The sequence below is a fragment of the Streptomyces sp. NBC_01463 genome (genome assembly GCA_036227345.1).
In the GTDB taxonomy this organism is placed as follows: domain Bacteria; phylum Actinomycetota; class Actinomycetes; order Streptomycetales; family Streptomycetaceae; genus Streptomyces.
The window spans coordinates 6,000,809-6,013,445 of the sequence record CP109468.1; the positions used below are offsets into that span (position 1 = coordinate 6,000,809).

General features: G+C 70.0%; 8 protein-coding genes. 5 read left to right on the forward strand and 3 right to left on the reverse strand.

The annotated features are described in order from the left end of the window. Positions 1 to 5: 5 nt before the first annotated feature. The gene (locus OG521_26510; protein WUW24130.1) at positions 6 to 3,590 is read right to left on the reverse strand and encodes a CDP-glycerol glycerophosphotransferase family protein; all 3,585 of its coding nucleotides are present in this window, start codon (positions 3,588 to 3,590) and stop codon (positions 6 to 8) included. Between the two features lie 22 nt (positions 3,591 to 3,612). Beyond that, positions 3,613 to 5,844, reverse strand: coding sequence for a bifunctional glycosyltransferase family 2 protein/CDP-glycerol:glycerophosphate glycerophosphotransferase (locus OG521_26515; protein ID WUW24131.1), 2,232 nt, complete (start codon positions 5,842 to 5,844; stop codon positions 3,613 to 3,615). A 307-nt stretch (positions 5,845 to 6,151) separates the two neighbouring features. Between OG521_26515 and galE the strand changes: the two genes are divergently transcribed. The 4 genes from galE to rfbD all read left to right on the forward strand — a co-directional run bounded on the left by galE (position 6,152) and on the right by rfbD (position 10,663). Beyond that, a complete protein-coding gene (galE, locus tag OG521_26520; protein WUW24132.1) occupies positions 6,152 to 7,123 on the forward strand; it encodes a UDP-glucose 4-epimerase GalE in 972 nt (323 codons plus the stop codon). A gap of 572 nt (positions 7,124 to 7,695) precedes the next feature. Next, the gene (locus OG521_26525; GenBank protein ID WUW24133.1) at positions 7,696 to 8,766 is read left to right on the forward strand and encodes a glucose-1-phosphate thymidylyltransferase; all 1,071 of its coding nucleotides are present in this window, start codon (positions 7,696 to 7,698) and stop codon (positions 8,764 to 8,766) included. Continuing rightward, positions 8,763 to 9,749, forward strand: a complete 987-nt coding sequence (gene rfbB, locus OG521_26530) for a dTDP-glucose 4,6-dehydratase (GenBank protein WUW24134.1) — start codon at positions 8,763 to 8,765, stop codon at positions 9,747 to 9,749. The genes OG521_26525 and rfbB overlap by 4 nt, the downstream gene beginning before the upstream one ends. Before the next feature lie 32 nt (positions 9,750 to 9,781). Next, the gene (gene rfbD / locus OG521_26535) at positions 9,782 to 10,663 is read left to right on the forward strand and encodes a dTDP-4-dehydrorhamnose reductase (protein ID WUW26804.1); all 882 of its coding nucleotides are present in this window, start codon (positions 9,782 to 9,784) and stop codon (positions 10,661 to 10,663) included. On the opposite strand, the gene OG521_26540 is transcribed toward rfbD, so the two are convergent. Continuing rightward, on the reverse strand, positions 10,644 to 11,297 hold the full coding sequence (locus OG521_26540; protein ID WUW24135.1) for a dTDP-4-dehydrorhamnose 3,5-epimerase: 654 nt from the start codon (positions 11,295 to 11,297) through the stop codon (positions 10,644 to 10,646). The genes rfbD and OG521_26540 overlap by 20 nt on opposite strands. Before the next feature lie 242 nt (positions 11,298 to 11,539). Here OG521_26540 and proB point away from each other — a divergent pair, with 242 nt between their 5' ends. Further along, entirely contained in the window at positions 11,540 to 12,625 is a 1,086-nt protein-coding gene (gene proB / locus OG521_26545; GenBank protein ID WUW26805.1) for a glutamate 5-kinase, read from the forward strand. Positions 12,626 to 12,637 lie beyond the last annotated feature (12 nt).

Below are 12,637 nucleotides of genomic sequence, written 5' to 3' on the forward strand. Positions count from 1 at the left end.
TACGGCTACTTCTCCTCGGTGAGCTCCGTCGCCTGTTCGATCATGCGGTCCACGACGCGCTGCGAGGCGCGGCCGTCGTCCAGGTCGCAGAACAGGTGGTGGAAGCGGTCGAAGCGCTCGGTGTACTCGGGCCAGACCGTGTCGATGTTGCGGATCGAGTCGATCAGCTCCGACGAGGTGCGGACCAGCGGGCCGGGCGAGTCCTTCTCGAAGTCGAAGTAGAACCCGCGCAGCGTGTCGCGGTAGTGCTCCAGGTCGTACGTGAAGAAGAGCATCGGCCGCTTGAGGTGCGCGTAGTCGAACATCACGGACGAGTAGTCGGTGATCATGATGTCGGACGCCAGGTACAGGTCGGCGATGTCCGGGTACTCGGAGACGTCCCAGACGAAGCCGTTGCCGGCGCCGGGCACCTGGTCGACGACGTTGGAGTGGCGCCGGATCAGCAGGACGTGGTCGTCGCCGAGGCGGCGGCGGGCGTCCTCCAGGTCGAGCCGGAGGTCGAAGGAGTACTGACCGGCCCGGTGCGACTGGTCGTCGCGCCAGGTCGGGGCGTAGAGCACGACCTTCTTGCCCTCGGGCAGCCCGATGCGCTTCTTGATCTCCTCGGCGAGCTTGACCCGCTCGTCGGAGTACAGGTAGTCGTTGCGCGGGTAGCCGGCCTCCAGGATCTCCCCGTCGTAGGAGAAGGCCCGCTTCAGGATCGGTGTGCTGAAGCGGTTGGAGGAGACGAGCATGCTCCAGTTCTTCGCTTCGAGCTCCAGACGCTTCTGGTACTCCTTGTCGAAGTGGAGCGTGTCGATGTCATGGCCGATCTTCTTCAGCATCGTGCCGTGCCAGGTCTGGACGATGACCTGGCCGGGACGCCGGACGACCCACTCCGGAAGGTGCGCGTTGGTCACGATGTACTTGCTGGAGGCCAGCGCGTCGAACCACTCCGTGCCCCACATCCGGACCTTCTCGGCCGTCGGAGGCAGCTCCACCTGGCCGTCGCGGACCGCCCACAGGTGCTTGAGGTCGGCGCCCCGGCGCACCAGCTCCTCGTGCATGGCACGCGGGCTGTCCGAGTACTGCTTGCCGTTGTAGCTCAGGTAGAACACCTGGTCGCGCAGCGGCTCCAGGCACTTGGCGTCGTACACCTCGCGGCGCAGCTGGGCCTGGCGGAACGGGCCGCGCTCCACATCGGCCAGCTCCGAGCGGCAGTTCAGCTGCGGGAAGTCGTGCCAGCGAGCCTCCAGCCAGTACCGGCGGCCCTTCAGCGTGACGTGCAGCGGGAACTGCTCCGATGCGAGGCGGTCGATGACGAACTCGACGTCCGCGCCGTCGGGCTGACGGAGGAAGAAGTTCCACCGGCCGGCCTTGAGCGGGATGGTGCCCTGGGAGCCACCGCCCAGCGTCGAGGGGTCGAAGGCCGTCTCGTACGAGCCGTCGGCGGTCCAGCTGATCGGGACGGTGCGCTCGTCGAACCGGTCCTTGGCCTTCAGCAGCAGCTCGGAACCGACCAGGTGCTGCGGGGCGTGGCCGGACAGGACGAGCTTGCCGTCGCGCTCGCCCACCTGCGTCATCACGGCACGCTCGGTCTGGCCGCGGAACTTGAGGTAGCCGTTGTGGCCGGCGATGGCCGCCAGCTCATGACGGCCCGCCTGCCGGCCCATGCTCGCGGGCAGCTGGAAGCGCGCGTCCTCCAGACCCTCCTGGACGACGGTGCTCAGCCGGCGCGGTGCCGCCTCCTCGTCGGAACCGGAGATCAGCAGCGCCGTGCTCCAGTTGCGGACCCGGGGCTGGGCGTGGCCGTCGGTCGTCTCGGCGGTGACCAGGGCGACATCGGCGAGCGGGACCTCGACGCGGAACGCGCTGGTGCCGCCCTGCTCGGCGTCGACCGTGACCGGGTAGCGCCGGATCTCACCGCTGGACTGGTTGGAGACCTGCAGCGTGACGGTCTCGTCGCTCGCCAGCGGCGTACGGATCTCGCCCCGGATCACGATCCGGTCGCCCTCCAGCTCGCGGCCGGTCACCAGCGCGTTGACCCGCTCGATGCGCAGCTTGAGCGCGGCGCCCTCGACGCTCGGGAGCATCCGGTAGTTCTTGTCGAGCCACTGGTAGGGCGGGAAGTTGGCGGCGCTGCCGCCGTTGGACTGGATACCGCGGCGGCGCAGCAGACCGGAGCTCATGACGATCACGCCGATGTGCCAGATGCCCTCCTCCCACTGCCCGTTGTGCCGGAGCTTGGCGGGGTCGAAGGAGAACTCCCAGCCGGACCAGTCGTAGTTGTAGCGCTTCTGCCAGGTGTCGGAGGTCCGGCCAGGGCGGAAGATGTTCTTCGCCGGGAAGATCAGACGGCGGCGCGAGCCGCCCTTCTTGATCTGGATGAACTTGGCGGTGCTGCGCCGGTTCGGGATGTCGATCTTGTCTATCCAGGCGTCGCCCGTCAGCAGCAGCTTGCCCTTCTGCCACTCCACACCGACCAGCGGGGTCCTGAGCTCCAGGTCCTTGTCGATGCGCAGGGTCTTGCGGGAGAGCGTGACTCCGCTGCGGTCCAGGGCCTTGAACCCGGCGTACTTGCGCAGGAAGCCGCTGACCTCGACCGGCTCACGGCGCCGCTGGTCGGCGAGGAGGTCGATCAGCTCGGAGATCGCGCCGCGGCGCACCAGCGCGTACTGCACGCGCAGCACGGCGGGCAGCTCGTCCAGGACCTGCGGTTCGACCTGGTCGAGGTAGCGGTTGGCCGCGATGAGGAAGGCCTCGCGGTACTCCTCGTCCCCGTCCGGCACGACGTTCAGGAAGATGCGGAGGTCGTCCCGGAGCACCCGGGCGTCGTACTCCCGCTTGAACTGGGCCCACTTGGAGCCGGGGCGGTCGGCGAGGAACTGCGTGACCGTCTCGCAGGCGGCGACCCGGTCGCGGACACCCTGCGGGTCGGTGCGGCGCTGGGTGATCGACGGGGCGGACTCGCCCTCGCGCAGCCGCCAGTAGTAGACGGGCTCGCCGATCAGGTCGATGGCGTCGGCCAGGTAGTGGGCGCGCAGCACCACGGCACTGTCCTCGTAGAGCACGCCCTCGGGGAAGGTGAAGCCGTTCTTCTCCCAGAAGGTGCGGCGCCAGACCTTGTTGCAGGAGATGCGGTCCGCGACGAGCTTGGGGTACTCGGCGATGTGGGTCCGCTTGCGGGCCTCACCGGCCAGCATCTTCATGAGCGGGACCTGCCAGGACCGCTCGCCCTTGACGTGGAACACGTTGCCGGTGGCGAAGTCGGACCCGGTCTCGTCGAGGCTCTCGACCATCATGCGGTAGCCGTCCGGCGGGATGACGTCGTCGCTGTCGAGGAAGGCGAAGTACTCGCTCTCCGGCGCCATGTTCGCCAGGCCCGCGTTACGGGCCGAGCCCAGGCCGCCGTTCACCTTCGTCACCAGCCGGAAGCGCGGGTCGCGCTCGGCGTAGGCGGCGGCTATCGCGGCCGATCCGTCGGTCGAACCGTCGTCGACCATGACGACTTCCAGATCGGTGAAGGTCTGCGCCTCCACCGAGTCGAGACAGGCTTCGAGATACGCCTCGACGTTGTACATGGGCACGATGACACTGAGCCGGGGGGTCATGTTTTTCGGCATTCCTTTCGGGTCAGACCCGCTCGACCAGTTCGAGCGCCTGGGCAGGGGACGGTGCCGGCTTGCGTGCGGCAAGCGGGACGACGGGAAGGACGTTCTCTTCGTTCAGGAAGACGGCGCGGACGACGCGCTCGGCGGCATGGCCGTCGTCGAAGTCGCAGAAGCGCTCACGGAACGCGCTGCGGAAGGTGGCGGACTTCTCGCTCTGCCACTCGCCGGACCGGAGGATCTCGGTGAGCTGCGCCTGGGTGGTGGCGACGGCGCCGGGGGGCTCGGCCATCAGGTCGAAGTAGCTTCCCCGGACGACCTTGTACGTGTCCCAGTCGTCGGCGTAGATCACGATCGGCCGGTCGAGGTTGGCGTAGTCGAACATCGCCGAGGAGTAGTCGGTGATGAGCGCGTCGGCCGCCAGGTAGAGCTGCTCCACGTTCTGGTGCGCGGAGACGTCGATGACCCGGCCGCTGGCCTGGAGCTCGGCGAGCCGGCCCGTGGGCTTGTAGAAGTAGTGGCCGCGCACCAGCAGGGTGACTTCCGGGCCCAGCTCCTCGGCCAGCTTCGCCAGGTCGATCCGCGGGGTGAATTCCTTCTGGTACTCACGGTGGGTCGGCATGTAGAGGAAGACCTTGGAGCCGTCCGCCGCGCCGAGCTCACGGCGGGCCTGCGCGACCTCGCGGGCACCGGAGTTGATCAGCACGTCGTTGCGCGGATACCCGGTCTCCAGCGAGGTGTAGGTGCAGGGATAGACCCGCTCCCACACCGAGGTCGAGAAGCGGTTGGAGGAGATGCTGTAGTCCCAGCGGTCGCAGCGCCGCAGCAGGTCCTCCATGTCCATGTTCGTGGAGGCCGGGTAGTTGGCCTGGTCGAGGCCCATCGTCTTCAGCGGGGTGCCGTGATGGGTCTGCAGATGGATCTGGCCCTCGCGCTTGACCAGCGCGTCGGCGAAGTTCACGTTGTTGATGAAGTACGTGCCGCGGGCCAGCGCCGTCCAGTACTCGCGGGACCCGACGACGACCACCTCGACGCCCTTGGGCACCCGGCTCACGTGCTCGGCGCGCACCGCCCAGACCCGGCGGATGTGCGGGGCCAGCCGGGCCAGCTCGGCGTCGATGGCCGCGGGGTTGCAGGAGTAGCCCCGGCTCCAGTAGGCGGAGAAGACCGCGAGGTTCTCGTCCAGCGGCAGCCGCAGCTGGGACTGGTAGATCATCCGCATCGCGGCGCGCTTGGCCCGGCCGATGCGCTCGATGTTGCGCGCCCGCGTCCGGTTGCGCACCCGGCTGGCGCGGGTGACCCCGGTCAGTCCCGTATAGGAGTCCCGGCTGAGCAGTGCGTACTTATAACCGCGCCCACCGCCCGGACGCTCGAATCCTTCGGGCAGCCGGCGGGTGTATTCCGCGGCCGCGCGATGGAAGAATTCGGACCGTGCCGCCTTCGGGAGACGGCCCGGCTTCTCCATGACGGTGAGATAGTGGTCGATCATTTTACGGAAAAGCGCGGGACGCCAGGAATCGAGTTCCGGGTGTTCGTCCACATAAGCGAATACGCGGTCGTACTGGTCGAATACATCGAAATGCTTGCGGCTGACCGTGCGAAGGATGTTCCCGCCCTCGCGGCGCTGCCGGTAGAGCACGCAGACGCGGTCGAGCACCGCGATGCTCTCCGCCGTGATCAGGGTGGAGTACGTCCAGGGGGCGTCCTCGTAGTACCCGGTCGGGAACTGGAATCCGTGCGCCTCGACGAAATCGCGGCGGTAGGCCTTGTTCCAGACGATCTGCAGCAGATCGAGCAGCTCCGGCCGCTCCGACAGGGGGAAGACCGCGGGCTCACTGCGGGCGAGGAGGTCGGCGCGCTGGTTGGGCAGCAGCCGTCCGTCCCAGTAGCTGCGCGTGTAGTCGTAGATCAGGACGTCGGGGTCGTCCGTCGCGTCGAGGCGTCCCGCGATGGCGCTCAGCGAGCCGGGCGTCAGTGTGTCGTCGCTGTCGAGGAAGAGCAGGTAGTCACCGGTCGCCTGCTCGATTCCGGCGTTACGGGCGTGGCCCAGGCCCACGTTCTCGCTGAGGTGGAGCACCCGGACCCGGGCGTCGCGCCCCGCGTACTCGTCGAGGATGGCGCCGGAGGCGTCCGGCGAGCAGTCGTCCACGGCGACGACCTCGAAGTCGGTGAAGTCCTGCTGAAGCACGGAGTCGAGGCACTCCCGAACATACCCCTGCACGTTGTACGCAGGCACGATGAGTGTCAGTCGAGGCATCCTTCACCAGTCCAGAGAGCTGTCTGCAGGGTCCGTGCGCAGGCACCGATTCGCACCGCGGAATCATGGGGGAGGGCCTGAGCACCTGAACAGCGTAATTGATTGACATCCGCCTGCTGCGGCCTTGTGTTTGCCCCGGCTTCATCCGGGGCTGTCCGGCTTCACCCGTGATGTTCCCCGGACGTCACCCGCACAAGCCTGCATGTCGCACGATAATACTGTTGATACCTCTTTGTCTGATTCGATTTTCCGCACACGTAGAGTGGGCCACTCGGCAGGACCACGCGCAGAGGGAGAGACGCACAGAATGACCTGGATGGTTACGGGCGGGGCCGGATACATAGGTGCGCACGTCGTGCGGGCGATGCTCGCGGGCGGTCTGCAGGTCGTCGTGTACGACGACCTGTCCACGGGGAACGCCGGGAACGTGCCCGAAGGGGTGCCCCTGGTCACCGGGAGCGTGCTGGACCGGGAGGCCCTGGACGCGGCGATCCGTGACCACACCGTGACAGGTGTGGTGCATGTCGCAGGCAAGAAGCAGGTCGGCGAGTCCGTGGAGCGCCCCCTCTACTACTACCGGGAGAACGTGACCGGTCTGGAGGTGCTGCTGGAGAGCATGGTGGGGGCGGGCATCGACCGGCTGGTGTTCTCCTCGTCGGCCGCCGTCTACGGCATGCCCGATGTGGACCTCGTCACCGAGGACACCCCCTGCGCGCCGATGAGCCCGTACGGGGAGACCAAGCTCGTCGGCGAATGGCTGATCCACGCCGCCGCCCGGGCCCACGGACTGCGCTGCGCCTCGCTCCGCTACTTCAACGTCGCCGGTGCGGCCTCGCCCGAGCTGGCCGACGCCGGGGTGTTCAACCTCATCCCGATGGTCTTCGAGCGCCTGGAGGCCGGTGAGGGCCCGCGGATCTTCGGCGACGACTACGCGACCCCCGACGGCACCTGCGTGCGCGACTACATCCATGTGGAGGACATCGCCTCCGCCCACCTCGCCGCCGCCCGCCGCCTGGAGGCGGCCGAGCCCGGCACCGACCTCACGCTGAACATCGGCCGCGGCGAGGGCAGCTCGGTGCGCGAGATGGTCGACCGGATCCTCAAGACGACGGACCACGGGGACATCGCCCCCGAGGTCACCGCCCGCCGCCCGGGCGACCCGGCCCGCGTCGTCGCCGGCGCGGACCGGATCCGCGCGGAGCTGGACTGGTCGGCCCGGTACGGGATCGACGAGATGATCGAGTCCGCCTGGCAGGGCTGGCGCCTGCGCCACCCGTAGGACGCGTCCGGCGCTTTCCCGGCGCCGGATCCCACGCCCAGGGGCTCCTGGACCCGCATGCGCCCCGCGTTCCGCACCCGCGCGGAACGCGGGGCGCGGCCGCGCCGCAGACCCGCATCGGCCATTCCGGTGTCCACGGCGTCGTACGGGCACCGGCCGGCCGTCGCCGGCGGCAGGGCCCCGCGCTCGCCGGCGGGCCCGGGAGCGGCAGGCGCGGCCGGGGGAGTGAAAGCCGGGCGTGAGAATCGGGGATCCGCGCCCGTGCCGGTGAATTCACCCGCTGCGGCACGGAAGGCGGGTCACCGGAAGTGAGCGGCCGGTCGCACGGCGGCCGATCGCGGCCCGAAATCCGTACCGGACCCGATGTCGATCATCTGATGTCGAACTCGATAGCGAATTCCCCGCGGGATAACGAATCCCGATCGGTTACGGGGAACGGCCGCTTTTCCTCCGGACGAGTCGGCAACCGGTCGGCGGGGCTGTTTCACCATGGACGGGACACCGAATCTCAGTAAGGTCCCCGGTAGGTCGCAGCCGCGACAGGACCGCCGACTCATCGTGGGGCAGAAACTGTGAAGGCTCTCGTACTTTCCGGCGGGGCAGGCACCCGGCTTCGTCCCATTACGCATACCTCGGCCAAGCAACTGGTCCCGGTGGCGAACAAACCGGTGCTGTTCTACGGGCTGGAAGCCATCGCGGAAGCCGGTATCACCGAGGTGGGCATCATCGTGGGCGACACCCAGGAGGAGATCCGTGCGGCGGTCGGCGACGGCTCCCGGTTCGGCATCGACGTCACCTACATCCCGCAGTCCGAGCCGCTCGGCCTCGCCCACGCGGTCCTGATCGCCCAGCGGTTCCTCGGCGACGACGACTTCGTCATGTACCTCGGCGACAACTTCGTCGTCGGCGGGATCGCCGACCTGGTCGAGGGGTTCTGCGCGGACCGCCCCGACGCGCAGATCCTGCTGACCCAGGTGCCCGACCCGACCGCCTTCGGCGTCGCCGAACTCGACGGGGACGGCAGGGTGGTGGCCCTGGAGGAGAAGCCCAAGGAGCCCAAGAGCGATCTGGCGCTCGTCGGCGTCTACCTCTTCACCCGGGCCATCCACGAGGCCGTCCGCTCCATCCGGCCGTCCTGGCGCGGCGAGCTGGAGATCACCCACGCCATCCAGTGGCTGATCGACCAGGAGCGCGACGTCCGCTCCACCACGATCCGCGGGTACTGGAAGGACACCGGCAACGTCACCGACATGCTGGAGGTCAACCGGACCGTGCTGGAGACCGTCGAACCCTGCACCCGCGGCGCCCACGTCGACGACGAGAGCGAGATCATCGGCCGGGTGCTGATCGAGCCCGGCGCCCGCGTCACCCGCAGCCGGATCGTGGGCCCCGCCATCATCGGCGCCCGTTCGGTGATCGGCGACGCCTACGTCGGGCCGTTCACCTCGGTCGCCCAGGACTGCCGGATCGAGGACAGTGAGATCGAGTACTCGATCGTGCTGCGCGGTGCCTCGATCGACGGCGTCCGCCGCGTCGAGGCCTCCCTCATCGGCCGCGACGTCGAGGTGACGCCCGCGCCCCGGAGCCCGTCCGCCCACCGACTCGTCCTCGGTGACCACAGCAAGGTGCAGATCTCCTCATGACGAACCGTCTCCTGGTGACCGGCGGCGCCGGCTTCATCGGCTCGCACTACGTCCGCACACTGCTGGGCCCGGACGGCCCCGGCGACCTCGCCGTCACCGTGCTCGACCGGCTCACCTACGCGGGCAACCCGGCCAACCTCGACGAGGTCCGCGGCCACCCCGGCTTCTCGTTCGTCCAGGGCGACATCTGCGACGCGGAACTGGTCGGCAGCCTCATGGCCGGGCACGACCAGGTGGTGCACTTCGCCGCCGAATCGCATGTGGACCGTTCCATCGACGGCGGCGCCGAGTTCGTCCGTACCAACGTCGTCGGCACCCACACCCTCGTCGACGCCGCGCACCGGGCCGGTGTCACCACCTTCGTGCACGTCTCCACCGACGAGGTCTACGGATCCATCGACGAGGGGTCCTGGACCGAGAGCGAGCCGCTCGCGCCCAACTCCCCGTACTCCGCGTCCAAGGCCTCCAGCGACCTGATCGCCCTCTCGTACCACCGCACCCACGGACTCGACGTGCGGGTGACCCGCTGCTCCAACAACTACGGGCACCACCACTTCCCGGAGAAGGTCATCCCGCTCTTCGTCACCAACCTGCTCGACGGCCGGCCGGTCCCGCTGTACGGGGACGGCGCCCATGTCCGCGACTGGCTGCACATCGACGACCACGTCCAGGGCATCGAGCTCGTCCGCACCAAGGGCCGCGCCGGCCAGGTCTACAACATCGGCGGCGGCACCGAGCTCTCCAACAAGGAGCTCACCGGACTGCTGCTGGAGGCCTGCGGCGCGGACTGGGACACGGACGTCACCCACGTCGAGGACCGCAAGGGCCACGACCGGCGCTACTCCGTCGACTGCACCCGGATCCGCGAGGAGCTCGGCTACGAACCCCGCAAGGACTTCCGCACCGGACTCGCCGAGACCGTGCGGTGGTACCGGGAGAACCGCTCCTGGTGGGAGCCGCTCAAGGAGAGGGCCGCCCTGTGAACCCCGTCTGGCTGGTCACCGGGGCCGGCGGAATGCTCGGACAGGACCTGCTGGCCGCCCTCGCCCACGAGGACGTCATCGCCGTCGCCGCGGACCGCACTGCCCTGGACATCGCCGACCCGGCCCGCGTCCGCGAGGCGTTCGCCGCCCACCGGCCCGCGGTTGTCGTCAACTGCGCGGCCTGGACCGCCGTCGACGACGCCGAGAGCCGGGAGGACGCCGCCCTGCGGGTCAACGGCACCGGACCCGCGGTCCTCGCCGAGGCCTGCCGCGAGCACGGCGCCGTCCTGATCCACGTCTCCACCGACTACGTCTTCGCCGGGGACGGCATCCGGCCGTACGCCGAGGACGCCCCCACCGCCCCGCGCACCGCCTACGGCCGCACCAAACTGGCCGGCGAACGCGCCGTGCTGGAGACCCTGCCCGACACCGGCTACGTCGTGCGCACCGCCTGGCTCTACGGTGCGGGCGGCGCCAGCTTCGTCCGTACGATGATCAGGCTGGAGGGCGTCAAGGACACCCTCGACGTGGTGGACGACCAGCGCGGGCAGCCCACCTGGACCGTCGATCTGGCCGACCGGCTGGTCCGGCTCGGACGGGCCGCACTGGCGGGCACCGCCCCGGCGGGCGTCTACCACGGCACCAGCGGCGGCGAGACGACCTGGTACGGCCTCGCCCGGGAGGTCTTCCGGCTGCTGGGCGCCGACCCGGCCCGCGTCCGGCCCACCACCAGCGGCGCCTACCCCCGCCCGGCCCCCCGGCCCGCGTACAGCGTGCTCGCGCATGAGCGGTTCGCGGCGGCCGGGATCGAACCCGTCCGGGACTGGCGCACGGCACTGGAGGAGGCGTTCCCGGCGCTGCTCGCCGCGGAACGCCCCTCGGAGACCGCCCTGGTCAGCGGCCGGCCGGACTGAGCGCGGGCCCGCCGGCCCGCACCCCGGCCAGGGGCGGGGCGGCCGTCCGCAGCCGCGCGTAGTACGCCTCGCACTCCCCGTACGAGGGAAGCAGCCCCTGGTTCTCCGCCTCGGCCAGCGAGGGCGCCCCGGCGTCCTTCCCCGACAGCAGCGGCACGATGTCCGCCGGCCAGGCGATGCCCAGCTCCGGGTCGAGCGGATCGATGCCGTGCTCGCGACCCGGCGCGTAGCCCTCGGAGCACAGATAGACGACGCTCGCGTCGTCCATCAGCGCCATGAAGGCGTGGCCGAGCCCCTCGGCGAGGTACACCGCACGGTGATCGGTGTCGTCGAGCCGGACACCCTCCCACCGCCCGTAGGCGGGTGAGCCGGCCCGGACGTCCACGATCACGTCGAGCACCGCGCCGCGCACGCACTTCACGTACTTCGCCTGCCCCGGCGGCACGTCGGCGAAGTGGATGCCGCGCAGCGTGCCCCGGCGCGAGACGGAGAAGTTGGCCTGCGCGAGCCCCAGCGCGTGCCCCGCGGCCTCGCCGAGGTCGGCGGCCCTGAACCACTCGTGGAAGCTGCCGCGGCTGTCGGGGATGACCTCGGGCTCGTGCACCCAGGCCCCGGGGATGGAGAGCTGGCGCATGCGATCACGTCCTGTTCCTGGGATTCGCCGGGTTCTCCGGCAGTGGAGCCGACGTCTCCTGCAACGAGCCGCGGTACGGAACGGATACGGAACGGGACGGATGCGGACGAAACCGGGTCCACGGTGCGGAACGCGAAGGCGCCGGATTCCGCGCTCGCGTAGATTGCGGAGTCCAGCGAGGCGAACCACGGGGGATGCGCGTGTCAGGGGCAAGGCAGGGCGTCACGGAGGCCCGCAGGATCGTGGTCAAGGTCGGTTCCTCCTCCCTCACCACCGCCGCGGGAGGCCTCGACGCCGACCGGGTCGACGCACTCGTCGACGTCCTCGCCAAGGTCCGCAGCGGCGGCGACCGCGAGGTCGTCCTCGTTTCCAGCGGCGCCATCGCGGCCGGACTCGCCCCGCTCGGACTGCACCGCAGGCCCAAGGACCTGGCCAGGCAGCAGGCCGCCGCCAGCGTCGGCCAGGGGCTGCTCGTCGCCCGCTACACCGCCTCGTTCGCCCGCTACGGCGTCCGCGTCGGCCAGGTCCTGCTCACCAGCAACGACACCAGCCGCCGCGCCCACTACCGCAACGCCTACCGCACCCTGGACCAGCTCCTGGACATGGGCGCGCTGCCCATCGTCAACGAGAACGACACCGTTGCCACCGACGAGATCCGCTTCGGCGACAACGACCGGCTCGCCGCGCTCGTCGCCCACCTGGTCCGCGCCGACCTGCTGATCCTCCTCTCGGACGTGGACGGCCTGTACGACGGCGATCCGAGCATCCCCGGCACCACCCGCATCACCGAGGTCACCGGCCCCGCCGACCTGGCCGGGGTCAGCATCGGCAGCGCCGGCAAGGCGGGCGTCGGGACCGGCGGGATGGTCACCAAGGTCGAGGCCGCCCGGATCGCCACCGCCGCCGGTGTCCCGGTCGTCCTGACCTCGGCCAGCCACGCGGCCGACGCGCTGGCGGGCCGCGACACGGGCACCTACTTCCACCGCACCGGCCGCCGCTCGGCGGACCGGCTGCTGTGGCTCGCCCACGCCTCCACCCCGCAGGGCTCGCTCACCTTGGACGACGGGGCCGTGCAGGCCGTCGTGGAACGGCACAGTTCGCTGCTGCCGGCCGGGATCGCCTCGGTCGAGGGCGAGTTCACCGCCGGCGACCCGGTGGAACTGCGCGATCTGCGGGGCCGGCCGGTCGCCCGCGGGCTCGTCAACTTCGACGCCAAGGAGATCCCGCAGCTCCTCGGCCGCTCCACCCGCGACCTCGCCCGCGAACTCGGTCCCGCCTACGAGCGCGAGGTCGTACACAGGGACGATCTCGTCGTCCTCGGCACCTGACACACCCCCTGA